This window comes from Aeoliella sp. (assembly GCF_965227375.1).
Classification (GTDB): domain Bacteria; phylum Planctomycetota; class Planctomycetia; order Pirellulales; family Lacipirellulaceae; genus Aeoliella.
In genome coordinates, this window is sequence record NZ_CBDDFX010000002.1 from 2,525,484 (window position 1) to 2,539,154 (window position 13,671).

The 13,671-nt window shown below is 58.1% G+C and carries 13 protein-coding genes; 10 read left to right on the forward strand and 3 right to left on the reverse strand.

Going from position 1 to position 13,671, the window contains the following annotated elements; translation table 11 throughout:
* The first annotated feature begins 7 nt into the window (after window positions 1–7).
* Entirely contained in the window at window positions 8–1,861 is a 1,854-nt protein-coding gene (locus tag ACQK2L_RS22935; RefSeq protein WP_425399382.1) for a hypothetical protein, read from the forward strand.
* A gap of 9 nt (window positions 1,862–1,870) precedes the next feature.
* Here the strand turns inward: ACQK2L_RS22935 and ACQK2L_RS22940 are convergent, their stop codons facing one another.
* Window positions 1,871–2,245, reverse strand: coding sequence for a helix-hairpin-helix domain-containing protein (locus tag ACQK2L_RS22940; RefSeq protein ID WP_425399383.1), 375 nt, complete (start codon window positions 2,243–2,245; stop codon window positions 1,871–1,873).
* 219 nt (window positions 2,246–2,464) lie between these two features.
* Here ACQK2L_RS22940 and ACQK2L_RS22945 point away from each other — a divergent pair, with 219 nt between their 5' ends.
* Window positions 2,465–3,442 carry a hypothetical protein gene (locus tag ACQK2L_RS22945; protein ID WP_425399384.1) on the forward strand — a complete coding sequence of 326 codons (978 nt, stop codon included), beginning with the start codon at window positions 2,465–2,467 and terminating at the stop codon, window positions 3,440–3,442.
* An 836-nt stretch (window positions 3,443–4,278) separates the two neighbouring features.
* On the opposite strand, the gene ACQK2L_RS22950 is transcribed toward ACQK2L_RS22945, so the two are convergent.
* Window positions 4,279–4,404, reverse strand: a complete 126-nt coding sequence (locus ACQK2L_RS22950; RefSeq protein WP_425399385.1) for a hypothetical protein — start codon at window positions 4,402–4,404, stop codon at window positions 4,279–4,281.
* Window positions 4,405–4,607: 203 nt separating this feature from the next.
* On the opposite strand from ACQK2L_RS22950, the gene nadC reads away from it, so the two are divergent.
* The 3 genes from nadC (at window position 4,608) to ACQK2L_RS22965 (ending at window position 9,107) form a co-directional block, all read left to right on the forward strand.
* Window positions 4,608–5,516: a carboxylating nicotinate-nucleotide diphosphorylase gene (gene nadC / locus ACQK2L_RS22955; RefSeq protein WP_425399386.1), complete on the forward strand. Its 909-nt coding sequence runs from the start codon at window positions 4,608–4,610 to the stop codon at window positions 5,514–5,516.
* Between the two features lie 988 nt (window positions 5,517–6,504).
* Window positions 6,505–7,266 (forward strand): hypothetical protein, encoded by a 762-nt coding sequence (locus ACQK2L_RS22960; RefSeq protein ID WP_425399387.1) that lies wholly within the window; start codon window positions 6,505–6,507, stop codon window positions 7,264–7,266.
* Between the two features lie 635 nt (window positions 7,267–7,901).
* The gene (locus tag ACQK2L_RS22965) at window positions 7,902–9,107 is read left to right on the forward strand and encodes a hypothetical protein (protein WP_425399388.1); all 1,206 of its coding nucleotides are present in this window, start codon (window positions 7,902–7,904) and stop codon (window positions 9,105–9,107) included.
* A 227-nt stretch (window positions 9,108–9,334) separates the two neighbouring features.
* Here the strand turns inward: ACQK2L_RS22965 and rpsU are convergent, their stop codons facing one another.
* A complete protein-coding gene (gene rpsU / locus ACQK2L_RS22970) occupies window positions 9,335–9,532 on the reverse strand; it encodes a 30S ribosomal protein S21 (protein WP_252854389.1) in 198 nt (65 codons plus the stop codon).
* Between the two features lie 643 nt (window positions 9,533–10,175).
* On the opposite strand from rpsU, the gene ACQK2L_RS22975 reads away from it, so the two are divergent.
* The 5 genes from ACQK2L_RS22975 (at window position 10,176) to ACQK2L_RS22995 (ending at window position 13,648) form a co-directional block, all read left to right on the forward strand.
* On the forward strand, window positions 10,176–10,847 hold the full coding sequence (locus ACQK2L_RS22975) for a hypothetical protein (RefSeq protein ID WP_425399389.1): 672 nt from the start codon (window positions 10,176–10,178) through the stop codon (window positions 10,845–10,847).
* A gap of 18 nt (window positions 10,848–10,865) precedes the next feature.
* Window positions 10,866–11,234, forward strand: a complete 369-nt coding sequence (locus ACQK2L_RS22980; RefSeq protein ID WP_425399390.1) for a hypothetical protein — start codon at window positions 10,866–10,868, stop codon at window positions 11,232–11,234.
* Between the two features lie 79 nt (window positions 11,235–11,313).
* The gene (locus ACQK2L_RS22985; protein ID WP_425399391.1) at window positions 11,314–12,075 is read left to right on the forward strand and encodes a PIG-L deacetylase family protein; all 762 of its coding nucleotides are present in this window, start codon (window positions 11,314–11,316) and stop codon (window positions 12,073–12,075) included.
* Window positions 12,076–12,077: 2 nt separating this feature from the next.
* On the forward strand, window positions 12,078–13,004 hold the full coding sequence (locus ACQK2L_RS22990) for a glucosamine-6-phosphate isomerase (protein WP_425399392.1): 927 nt from the start codon (window positions 12,078–12,080) through the stop codon (window positions 13,002–13,004).
* A 53-nt stretch (window positions 13,005–13,057) separates the two neighbouring features.
* Window positions 13,058–13,648, forward strand: a complete 591-nt coding sequence (locus ACQK2L_RS22995) for a hypothetical protein (protein WP_425399393.1) — start codon at window positions 13,058–13,060, stop codon at window positions 13,646–13,648.
* Window positions 13,649–13,671: the final 23 nt, after the last annotated feature.

Sequence of the window (13,671 nt, forward strand, 5' to 3'; positions counted from 1 at the left end):
GGGCCGCATGGCATTTCGCATCCTCAGTCACTTGGTTCGCTCGCTGTCCCAGATATTTGGGCCAGTGTTCAATGTCGAGATGGTCGCCAACGGGCGTCGGAAGCGATACTTCGCCCTGCGCGTTCTGTTCGGCTCATTGCTGCTGTTGTGCTTGTGGTTCTGCTACATGGAGGCGGTCGGATACAACAACCGCACAGGGCGACTCTCGATCGACGATGCGGCGAAGCTCGCTTCGGGGTTCTTTTGGACCTTTGCTTGGCTAACCACCGTCGCCGCGCTGGTCATCACGCCCGCGGTGGCGGCGGGGGCGATTTCGTCGGAGCGCGAACGGCGTACCATCGAATACCTGTTCGCCACCGATCTGTCGAACGCCGAAATCGTACTTTCCAAACTGGCGGCCAAGCTCTTGCTGTTAGGCAAAATGGTGCTCGTGGCGTTGCCAATCCTGGCGATCTTTCGATTGCTAGGCGGCATCCCAGGTAACCTGCTGGTGATGTTCTTCGCCAGCCTGGCCAGCACGGTCACCATGATTACCGTGGGAGCGATCGCCATCTCGGTATGGACTCCCAGGGCCCGCGACGCCATCATCCGTGTGTACCTGGTAGAAGCTCTGGTCTTCGTGCTTCCGTTCATCTTTGGGATTACGATATTCACCATCGGCACCGGCGGCACCCTCGGCTGGCTGATCGATTGGCTGGGGCACGCGTTCTCCTTCTTCATGCGGATCAATCCACTGGCGCTGCTCTTGGAGCAACAGACACTCACCATGAGTGGGATGGCGGCCAACTCCGCCAATGTGTGGAAGTCGATCGGGCTACAAACCGCCACGTCGGCAGTGTTGGCGGTGCTGGCCGTGCTCGCAGTTCGCCGCGTGCATCTCCGTTCGGTCAGCAGTGGCGAGAAAGAAAGCCGCTTTGACCGTTGGACGTCGTCGTTCCGCTACCGGCCGGCGCTCCGCAGCCATCCCATGCTGTGGAAAGAACTATTCGCCCGCTCGGCCGTCACCAAGTTGGGCATCCTGGGCCGGGTCTCCATCGCCCTGTTAATGCTCTCCACGCTGACACTGGCCATTGGCGCCTACATCTACGTCCTCAGTTCCAACTTTGGCGCCTGGAACACACCAGGCGAGATTTACTTCGCAACGTCGATTTCCATCACCGCCGTGTGGGGCGTCGGCATCGCGATTCTGATGGGGCTCCGCGCTGCGGGACTCGTCACCTACGAGAAGGAACGCGATTGCTGGCTGTCGCTCATTTCCACTCCGCTCAGTGGCAACTCCATCATCGGCGCCAAAGCACTCGGTAACATGTACGCTTTTCGCTGGATGTTTCTGCCGCTCGTCGTCGTTTGGTTCCTGCAACTTACGCTGACCCCGCTGTACCTGATCGCCATTCCCCTGAACCTGCTCGCCATCGGTGTCTCCGGCTTCTTTGCCACGACCGTGGGACTCGCCTACTCGCTGAAGCTATCCACGTCGCTCAAATCGATCGGCGCCACGATGGGCACTCTGTTCATGGTTGGCGGTGGCTACCTTTTCTGCTGCTGTGTTCCCATGGCAGTCAGCAGTGGTCCCGGCGGTGGGGACGACATCATGAAGATCGCCATGATTCTCTGCATCCCATTCCTGCAATGCGTACCCGGTTTCTTCGTCATGGAAGATGTGCTCTCACATGAGCCATGGATGGTGATCGACTACGTCTTGGGCGTTGGAATCTATACCGTGGCCTCCGTAGTCATCCTGACGACTCTCTCCACCCGCTTCGACGAACTGGCGGGCCGATCCGACGCCGCCCACGGCTACCCGGTCGGGCACACACCGCCCGCGTCATTCACGCCGCCAGCGGCGGGGCCGATGGGGTAAGACTGCGCGTCACGGTCCGGCCACCGCCCGCTCGTCCGGCAGCGGCAACAAGTGCGGCGACATCCTGGAGAGCTTCACCCGCCCAATACCGCTCACCTCGAGCAAGTCCTCCCGCGTACGAAACGGCCCGTTCTTCTCCCGCGTCTCAACAATCCGCCGCGCGAGGATCTCTCCTATTTCCGGCAACTGTGCCAATTCGGGCCACTCCGCCGAATTCAAATCCACCAAGAACTCATAAGGCACCGGCTCCGCCTCGTCGACCTCAATCAACCGCCCCGACCGGCCGCCCGCCACCAGCCACGCCACCAGTGCAACGGCCAACAACACGGCGACAACCGTGGCGATGGTGCTTTGCTCGGTGGGTTTGAGGAGGGGGCGGGGCATGATCGGCCAAATCGTCGAAACGCAGTAGCCTTAAATGACTCCCCAGATATCTCTTAGATTCCCTGTAATAAGGTATCCCAGACCGCGTGGAGAATATGGCCTGCACACTCTCATTTGTTCAGTATACCACACGACATCGGCTCACCGCAATAATCGGTGCTGTCGCCCTTTCAACTTTTGGCTCCCCAACCACCTAAACTCCAAACAAGGAGGCCTGTGATGCCGGTACTTGAAACTCTCGGCGGGTTCCTGGGATCGCTAGCGATGGACGCGGTCGTCCGCAAAGTAAAAGACGACAGCGTTGAAGCGTTGATTGAGTACATATCTGATGAAGCCAAAACACAGAATATCGAATTGACGCCAAGAGATTTGACCACCCTAGTGGGACTTCTTTCGGGTTCCGAACAGCTTATTCGGTCGCTGGTCGCAAAACTCATACCTACTCGTTTTAGTGGCGTCACCCTGTGCGGAGCGTCTGGGTCAGGCAAGTCGTCAATCTGTCATTTTTACCTTACTGGCGATCTGATGTCGGCTGGACAAGCTGTCTCAACTCATGAGACACTTAGTAAGCCAGCCAGACAGGGAATCTGGTCGTACGAGATAACGGACACGCCAGGACAATACACCGATGACCAGCATGCCCGTGAGGCTGAACGTGAAATTGAACAGGGAAAAAAGAGGGTACTGCAACTTGTGTTTGCAGCAGGCCACCTAAAGACTGCGGACGGTCGCCTACAAGACAAACAACGACCGGGACACGACCCTGCCACGGACTTGGTGTCTCTGCTTACCCAGACCGCTGAGGAGGAGATTGAGTGGATTGACAAAGCACTAAAAAAGGTTGGTCCTCTCGGAGACGGAAACAAATTTGACTATCTGATGATAGTGATTAACAAGATGGACTTATGGTTCGACTATTACGATCATGTGCGTTCGTACTACTCGGGCACACTAAATGCCGAGCCACCCGCGGGGGCTTCTCAACACCTAACCGTCGATCGCTGCAATCGACTGCAGGACTCATTGAAAGCACTCACGGGCGCATGGTTGAAAGCTGACCGGACACCATCTCTACATTGCGCGGCATCACAGTGCAACGTATTTGAAGACGAAGTACGACCTGCTGTTGGGCAAGAAGCAGCACTGCAAACGATGCGCCTTCTCAGGGCAGAGACCTTTCGTCGATTCATGGAATAGAGCAATATTTTAGCATGGGTGAATCTAAATACACTAAAGAACCACTCTCGATTGAGAGCGAAGTCAAGTCGTATCTGTACGCAATTGCTGCTTGCGCACTATTGGCGCTGCCCGGATGCTACATGAGCCTACGGTGCCAGTCCGACGCAATGAATACCGTCAAGCTATTGCACGAATTTTCGCCATCGGGCCCTAAGCAAGTACCCGTGCTGACAAGGTATAGCGTTCCACTGACGTTACACTTGTCGTGTCTTACGGCAATGCTGGCGACCATGCCCCCAGGCTTGATTGGTCTCACCTACTTAACGAAGTACCGCAGGGCGGCCAATGAGCTTCGGCGAGAATTTGCATCAATTGCTAATGTCGAAGCCAGCGTTTCTGTGGTTCGTTCTGTCCCCCTCTATGCTCACAAGGAATTTGCAAGAGCCACTTGGTATATCACACTATCCTACTGGTTCATTGTACTATTGATTACATGCCTAGCATCCTGGGCTGTGATTGACCTACGGAGAGCAGATACTTCTACAGTCTCCTCGGCAAGCAACCTTGTTCAGAATCCGTGTGTGGACATTCGCAAGTCTTGACAGATGGGTGGCTCAGCCCTACTTGGTTTCGGCGTACTATCGTTCGATGCTTATCTTCCGGCAGTCACAGTCCGCTCAATTTAGAACGAGCTTTGAACACCGCGCAGTCCGACCAACCACAGCCGGCGCAACTTCAGCCTGGGCTAGCCTGACCAGAAGGACCTCAGCTGCTCCATTCAAGCCCGGCGAATGCCAATGGCCGAGAGTAGGTTCTCGTAAATACTGCACAGAGCGCCCCAGCGGATCGAACAGCTACAAACTCGTTACTGCAGGCCAATCGGCCGCGTTCACGTCCACCAGAAACTCATACGGCACCGGCTCCGCCTCGTCGATCTCAATCAACCGCCCCGACCGGCCGCCAGCGACGAGCCACGCCACCAAAGCAACCGCCTATAGCCCGGCAACAACCGTGGCAATGGTGCTTTGCTCGGTGGGTTTGAGGAGGGGGCGGGGCATGGGGTGCTATGCTCTTGGTCCTGCACGTAGAATCTAAGTTTGCTGAACGCTATCGCCGATGAGCTACGCCTCGTCGGTCAGAACCTCCGAATTCTCGTGAAACACCAATTGGGAACTTAACCATTGTGAACACCAACTTCCAGCAAGTCGACTGGTCGGACGAAGTGGCCGAGGCTGCTCGGCAGTTGATTCGGCTGGCCATCCGCGAGGACGTCGGCGAGCAGTGCGACTGGTCCACTCGCTGCCTGGTGCCGCCGGAGGCCAAGGGGCGGGTGGCGATCGTGGCGCGGCAGGCGGGGGTCGTCGCCGGGTTGCCGATCGTGCCGCTGGTGCTCGAGGAGATGGGTGCGGTGGTGGAGTTTCAGTCCCTGGCGAGCGATGGCGACTCGATTGAGCGCGGGCAGACGCTCGCGACGCTCGACGGCTCGGCGGCCGACATTCTCACCGCCGAGCGGGTGTTCCTCAACTTTCTGGGACGACTCTCCGGTATCGCCTCGCTCACTCGCCAGTACGTCGACGCTGTCGCCGGCACCGAGGCCGCTGTGTACGACACCCGCAAGACCACACCCGGTTGGCGAATGCTGGAGAAGTACGCCGTGCGGCGCGGCGGCGGTTTCAACCACCGCTTGGGATTGCATCGCGCGGTGATGATCAAGGACAACCACGTCGCCCTGGCCGCCCAGGAAGGAATGACCCTGCCCGCAGCGGTAGCGGAAGTTCGCACCAATCTAGCGGCTGCCCAGGCGGAAGTCGAAGCCGTCGAAGTGGAAGTCGATACGCTGGAACAACTCGAAAACGTGCTGGCTGCCGCGCCGGACATCGTGCTGCTGGACAATATGACGCTCGACCAGCTTCGGACAGCAGTAGAATTGCGGGCGGAACGCGGCCCGCAGATCGTTCTCGAAGCCTCCGGCGGCGTAAACCTCAAAACGATCGGCGATATCGCTCGTACCGGCGTCGACCGCATCAGCGTGGGGGCTTTGACCCACTCGGCTGTGGCGCTCGACGTCGGATTAGACTGGCGTGGCGGCTGAAATCAGGGCAATTCCCGCCGGGTGTTTGACACCCCCTGCTGGTGGCCTAGCTTTGCGGTGAAAGGCGGACTCCGGGGAGGGGTCGCCAATCGCCGACGCGGCGGGTTTTAGCTGGGAGCTAGAGGGGACCCCGTCGCGTCATTTTTATGCGCTATGCCAGAATTCCTCCCCGTTCCGCGCAATCGGGAATCTCGAATTTATCGAAAAAGCTCGTTGACAGCATTTCTACGGGCGATTATCGTGAAAGAGTGGCTATGTAATAGGTACGTGGCCAGGGTAGATTTATTCCTTCACAGCTACGGGGAGCCGTCCTCATGAATGTCCGAAAAGCGGCGATTAGGTGGCGCTGCCACATCGCTCGCTTGGCATTCACAAGCCACGGCTCCCAATTCCTCACATAGCTCCCAGCTTTCTCTCTGATGGCTGGTTGGTTCTTCCGGGATTCGGGAAGTGCCGGTTTGCACGTTTGTACCGCCTGGGAACGGTCCGTTTCGCGTGCGCGTCGGTAGTCGCGGCTTTGAAAAAATCCGTCTCCACGCTCGTTCGGCAGCGAGGTGTTCGCCCCGGTTGTGTCCATACGCAGCCTGGTGCGAGTCGATGCGGCCGTGTGTGACGCCGAATGTCCAGGTGTTCGTTCGATGGCAATGTCGCGCGCCCTCGGAACTGCGCTAGCGGTCCCCAGTGCGCCTCACACGACTAGTCTTGCCGCTCTTTTAAACACTGCTCCCCTAGCGCCACGACGCTCGCCATGCGGCTAGTGTCTTGCAGCGTTCAGGCAGCAGTTGCGGTCGACCTTTCGCACTCAGCCATTGCTGCTGCGCAGTGCGGTACGACCCTCGTTTTGAAACCAGTATCGACACCACAGCATCCCTGCCGCGAGTGCAGGCGACTGCTAGATCCAATTGAGGGAAATTCTATGACTATTGCACACAACGGTGCGCGCTTCGCGAGCTTATCTGGGCTTGCATTGTGCCTCTGTAATGTTGCCGTGCTTGTTGCGAGCCCCGCTCACGCGGTGATTGAGACAGCCGGCTTTGAAGTTTCATTCTGCGAAAAGGAAATGGTCCTCGAGCATCCAGACGAGATGCAGTACATGAAGTTTTCCATGTGGGACACTCCTTACGAGCGCATTCGCAATCGCAGCATGCCCTGGGTCGAGGTGAAGAATCTCGACAATTCCGACGGCAACCTGACCGAATACAGCATGACGATTGGCGACACCGACTATAACTTCTCCAACGCCCACTATGGTGCGTACGCCATCCTTAGCGATTCGACTCCCGACGTACTCATTCAGTCCATTGTCTCTACAGGCGATCAGCTGACACTTACGTTTGGCAACGGCGGCTTGGCTCCTGGTGAGACCGTACGCTTTGGTATCGACATCGATCCCGATCCGAACATCGACGGCCTCTTCCCGCATCCTGACTTCCGCCTGGTGCTGTTCGACATGAACAACATGGACGGAAACGGAACCAACGACAACTCGGAAGTGTCCGCCAAGTTCGAGGATCCCAACGACAGTTCAATGACGGCGATCGCTTCGACCCAGTTGCCGGACTATGAAGTCACCGGCAACCAGAGCGACTACTACAACCAGTTCATTCGTCCGTACGGCGTGATGGAAGGCGTCGACATCTTCAGCGATGGCGGCCTGGTGACCAACCCGATCCCTGAACCGTCCTCGGGCGTGGCCGCTATTTTGGTGGCAGCATTGGCCGCCGGACTGTGGCGTCGCCGACGGCTTTAGGTCGGCCTTCACGTCTGGTTGTTACAAATCAACTCGATGGACGCACGCCTAGGCTGCAAACGCCCAGTCGCTGCCTTACATCGACGCGTTTTGGGGTACTTGAAATGCTGGCACAAATACAACTCGTTGGCTGCGCGAGGGATCGCGGGATGGCCTACGCGTGCCTGGGGCGAAGGCCCCGGGGGCACGCAGGCAGCTCGCGACGCCGTTGCCGGGCAACGCCATGCCGGCGGCGACGCCGCCCGACCTGCAGGCGGCCCCGCCGTTAGCTGAACCGCTAGCTGAGTATTAACGAAGACACCTCTCAGCGGCATTGTGGTCAATCCCTCAAGCCACAATGCCGCTTCTTGCTGCGCGCTCGCAGCCGTATGGCCCTTGGGCGACTTTGCCGATTCTACCGAAACTACTGCTTTCGCCAGTTGTGCCGAGAAAAAGCAAAGTAGCAATCATCCCGATACCGATTACTTTTCATGTTCCGAAGACTCTCGGGGCGCGCGGGGTGTATCCCACAGGCGGCTAGCAAATGCTAGCAGGCAACCAACACCCCACCAAAGACTCAGCACTTGGGCCTGGCCAACGTCGCTCGGGGGAGATGACAGTGTCGGGCTGACTACGATTCTGGGGGGAATCAACACATGTCACGCGTATTCTCATTCTGCGCCAGCCTCGCGCTGGTGCTCGTCATGTCCGGCGGCGCCTCCGCCCAGTTGGTACAGTCTGCCGGCTACCAATCCGACCAAGAGACCAACGATGTCTCATGGGCCCAAGCGCTCGAGCAACTCGATGGCCAGGGCAACGACATCGAACTGGCAAGCTGCTCCACCTGCTCCGACATGGACGGGGTCGGCTTCACTGCACCGAGCGGATCGTCGCTCAAGCTGCTCCCAATGGGTCGCGGTTCGCGGTTCTTCGTGGGCGGCGAGTACCTTTACTTGCGGGCCAATCCCAGCGAGGCGGTTGCCTACCTGGAACGCGACTTGGTCAACTTGACCGACACGTTCCATCAGTTCGACTTCGACTACAGCAGTTCGTTCCGCTTCTACGGCGGTTGCCGCAACTGTTGTGGCGAGGAAGTTCGCTTCACGTTCAGCCGCTTCGACACTGGCAGCGACTTTATCAGCCCCACCGAGACGTCTACCATTCAGATCATCTCGCCGCTGGAGCAGACACCCATCATCGATGGTTCCCGCGTTACCGGCTCGGCGGACATTAAGCTCGACTCGTTCGACCTGGGTTGGTCAAAGACCATTCCGATCGGCTCGCCGCTCTGCTGCGAAGATTCGTGCTGCGACCCTTGCGGTGACTGCTGCGATCCCTGCGGCGGCTGGTGCCCGGCTTGGGACTTCACCTTCACCGGTGCGGTGCGTGCCGTGGATCTGTCGACCAATCGCACATTCAACACCATCGACGCCAGCGACGACCTGTTGGAACAAGGTACTGCAATCTCCGACTTCCAGGGTGTTGGTGGTCGCGTTGGCTTGATGGGTCGACGATACTTTGGACGCCGTGGTATCTGCAGCGTCTACATGAAGGGCGACCTGTCGTTGCTCATTGGCGAGTACGACTCGGTGCTGAACTCCGTCGACTACTCCGGCACCGTGCCGGTCGACGCTGGCACGCAGTCGATTAGCTGTCGCCACTTGATTCCGGTCACCGAAATCGAGGCCGGCGGCACCGTGTTCGTCACTTGCAACACCAGCGTGTCTGGCGGTTACTTCTTCTCCGCTTGGCACGACCTCGGTTTCCGCGACGAGTACAACTTCCTGCTGCAGAGCAGCTACGACGATGCCAACATCATGGGCTTCGACGGCTTTTTCCTGCGAATGGAAACCTCGTTCTGATCAAAGAGACGAGACACTTGTAATACGAGCAGCAGAACAGCCGGCCCATTTGGGTCGGCTGTTTGCGTTGATCGGTTCAATGCGCCACACATCCGCTTCGCCAAAACCTGCGTCAAACAGATCTTTTTGTGTGGCGACCTCTGTGCGCGTTGGAAGTCGCCGAAAACTGAACTGGTCGCCACACGAAAAAGTCTGGCTTGACCAGATAAAGTCTGGCTTGACCAAACTCAGATACGGCCGAGCATCCGCTCGCGGCGGTTGCGGCGCTGAGCGCGAAGGCGGGCGCGACGCTTCGTCTCGCTGGGCTTCTCGTAGAACTCGCGAACTCGGATTTCTTTCTTGATACCGCTGCGTTCCACCAATTTGCGGAACCGACGCACGGCCTCCTGGGCTGTCTCTCGTTCGCGAAGCGTTAACTTTACCACGGGTACTCCGATACTCCTGGGATGGGGATACAACTACTCGGCGACCGAAGCCACAGTCAGCCGAGTCGCGTAGTATAGTCTATCCTGCGATTCTAAGTCCAGGCGGCACAAGGCTTTTTGATCGCTTGACTACGCTGCGAAACGACGACCTCGTGTTGGGCGTTTTGGGCCCAAAACGGGGATAAACGATCCATGGTACCAAAACTCCGTCGCTCCAGCCGCCTTCGATACTCCCAAATCCTTCTATAGCAACAACTTGCATCAACTGCCAATGTTAAAGTCCCATGAGTTTTGGGCCCCGGTTAACCGCAGTTGGGACAAAACCCAAAGTGGGACCAAAACCCCGATATCGTTCTGGACCTTTCCGATGACACGTAGGTCAACGGCTATTGGCATACCCAACTGCCCAGTTCCTCACCTACTCACCTACTCACCTACTCACCTGACATATACACAAGTTCAGTCACCCCATTAGACCAAACCGCAGTATGAATTCAACCGCTTTTTTGTACCTTGGCTGCTGACAAGCACTGACCGAATGCGTCGCGGACCGGAAACTCTCCATTGATCGACGCGACTTCACAGGCCCGGCCAGATAGAGTATCTGCAAGACTAGTTGTGGCGAACACACGGGACCGGCCCAATGGAATGCCTTCAATTCAGGCAACTGGCTTACTGCACATTACCTCACCTCGCGGATAAGATCCTCCTCCATCCGAGCGAGCCCATCCTTGCCGCTTGGTCGAACACCAGATTGTCGGTTCTACAGGTGGTCCCCGAAACGACAATAGCTTGGGAACTGGTGCTCGATACCGAGGCGGAGAGTCTGGCAGCTCTTTCCTCTTGCTCGATACAAGACGCAGACTGGTTTGGCGATAATCTGGTGGTCGCTGAGTTCGGCAGCCCAATTCAAATGCTAAACAAGGAAACGGGCAAGTTGGTGCGCGAATTGGGCGCGGCTGGCCTGTCGGCACGGTCGGGTTATCAGGCAGTTTTAGCCGATCACCTGTCTCACCAACTCTTCGCCAGCAAAGGCAAGCCGGAAATCACAGAGGTATACGGTGGCCCGGAACTAGAGTTGCAGGGAACTTATTCCGGCGGAACGTCTAACCTGCAGTTGCATCCAGGCGGAGACCTCGTCGGTCAGATACTCTGGAACACTCTCACCCCGCTCGTCCTGTCCAATCGGCGACCTCCATTCGGCGTGTACACAAATGCGGGAGTGGCGAGTCCTCCAACCGCTTGTTTCGCATTTCTCGCCGATGGCGAGCATGTGGCCTTCGTCTCGGAAAGTGGCCTTCTCCAAGTTGTTTAACTCTCTAGTTGGACTCTCGTGAGTTCGACAACTGTGGCTGATAAACAGCATGGCCCTGGCTGCGACAATCTGATGGCCCTTTCAGATGGATTGCTGCTCTATCCGGATCCGTTGGGAGCACTAGTGGAGTACGACGCTTGGCATGCATCCACGACCGCCGCATACAAGCTTCATAGCGCGCCAATCTGCTCCTTTAGTTTCTCCATCAACCAAAACCTCATGGCGAGTGTTGATTCGGCGGGCGACCTTGTTGTGTGGACCGTGAAAGGACTGCCACCAAAGGACGACTTGCAGCCGCGCACGCCCTGCATTCAGGGCAACTTCATTGAAGATCGCGCGGTACTGGATGAGGAGTTCAATTTCCGCAGTCTCGCAAAAAGCGAGTAGTCTCCTTGTTGCAACACAGCAGGCGCCTGAGATAAAACCTGTGTAGTGGATAGCCGCCTCACACCATTCTTGCTTCCTCATGCCACCACCCACCCGCAACGTTGCCCTCGCCTTCTTCGCTCACCCCGATGACGCTGAGATTCTGTGCGCAGGCACACTCCTTCGCTTGCGCGACTTGGGCTGGGAGATCCATATAGCCACCGCCACGCCGGGCGATGCGGGGACGATGACCTTGTCGGCAGAGGAGATCGCCGCGATTCGCCGGGGCGAAGGAGCAAGTTCCGCCAGGTTGGTAGATGGCACGTATCACTGCCTGGAAGAGCGTGACGCGAAGGTCGTGTACAACGAGCAATCCAATCAGAAGGCGATCGACCTGTTTCGCCAGGTGAACCCCACTCTGGTGTTCACGCACCCCCGCGAGGATTACATGCTCGACCACGAGCAAGTGCACCTCCTGGCCCGCAGTGCGTCGTTCGCTTTCGGTGTGCCAAACGTCTCGGAGGTGCCGCGCCCAGACGGGGCGACGATTCCTTGGCTCTACTACACCGATCCGGTGGAAGGCCGCAACCCGTACACCGGCGCCGAATCACCTTTCACCACGATGGTCGACATCTCGAGCGTCATGGATCGCAAGGTAGAAATGCTCGCCTGCCATGCGTCGCAACGCGAGTGGCTGCGTGCGCATCACGGTATGGACGAGTACATCGATGCGATGCGCCGTCACGGCTCGCAGCGAGGCGAACAAGCGTGCGTGCCATACGCCGAGGCATTTCAGCAGCACATGGGACATCCCTTTCCGCAGAACGACCTGCTTACCGAACTTCTGGGAGGTCAATCGTAGTCATGGCCCGCGCAATCAGCAAAGTCGCCCCCGATTGGTGGGACTACACCACGCTCGATCCCGAGATCCTGGCCGATGCGGCCCGTTTGACCGCCGACGACTTGGCCGCGCTGTCGCGCCCCGGCTTCCAAGTGAACATGTACGACTCGCTCGAGGGGCTGTACTGCGCCGAGGCGCTCGAGTACGTGAGCGTTTGGAAGCAGGCGACCGCGGATGATCCGGTTGGTATCTGCGGACCGATTGGACCCACCGAACAGTTGCCGCTGGTAGCCCAGATCGTCAACGACCTGGATATCGATCTGCGACACGCCCATTTCTGGGGCATGGACGAATGGATCGAAGACGGCCAGCCGGTCGATGCGGAACACCCGCTGTCGTTCGCCCGCGCCGACTTGAACTTGTGCTTCAATCGCATCCGCCCGGAGCTGCAGATGCCGCGAGAGAACATTCACTTCCCGGTCGACATCGACGCCTACGCGGCTAGCTACGACCAGGTGCGGTGCCTGCTGATGCAGGGAGGCCAAGGTGAAGTGAAGCACTGGGCGTTCAACGATCCGCCCAAGCGCGAAGGCGCCTACCAGGACGAGCCGCCACCGCCCGAAGAGTACTTGAAGCTGGGCACGCGGGTCACGGATCTGCATCCGTTGACCGTGATCCAGAACGCCCGCACGTCTGGCGGCGGGTACGTATCACAAGTGCCCACGCAGGCCGCCACAGTAGGCCCGCTGGAGACCTGGAAATCCGACTGCGTCTCGATCTGGCACCCCGGCCACCACGACAACGCGTTCGGCATCCGCCTTACAGCGCTGATGATCTCAAAGAACATCGTCGACACCTCGGTGCCAATGTCACTCCTCGCCCGCCACCCGAACGTGCGGTTCAGTTACTATCGTGGTGGGATTGGGCGTGTGGAGGTAGATATTCACTAACGGACTTGTGCGTTTAGAAGCCGGCCCCTCATTCGTGCGGTTCCCTTGGCGTCATGACAATTCGCTACAGTTTGCGAACGCTCGTCCTGTTCCTACCGTTCGCGTTGGTTTACTACCCGTGCGTGGCGCTCGGCGGATTGCTGATTCTGTTTGGTATTGCACCATTGGCATTCCTCGCCAGCGGTTCGCTGGAAAATGCCACCGACCGCACCGTGTGGGTTACGCCTGTGGGGACCGTGGGACCTCAGGGAGATCGCCATCTGCTGCCGCTCTATCGTCCCTCGTGGCCAATGTTCATCAAAGCTCAACAAGGACACTTCCGCGTCGAGCCAGGGGAGACCTTCGAGTTTGTCTACGATATGGACGACATCAACTTCTCTGAATTGGTGATCGAAGACGAGAACGGCGGCATGGGACAAATTGTCGTCAACCCAACGCCCACGACGCCGCAGTACATCGTACCCGCGCAGACAGATTATGTGCTCGATAATCAGACGGCCCTAAAGCCCGTGCCAGCGAAGGTGGCCGCAGCAGCACGTGGCGGCACATGGAACGGCCAACTCTGGTGGATGTACGCCGTGTGCGTACCGCTCGCGTTGTTCGAACTACTCCGTCAGTTGTACCTTGCTTCGCGACGCAAGTGATGAGCGTTACAAGACAGAGAGGT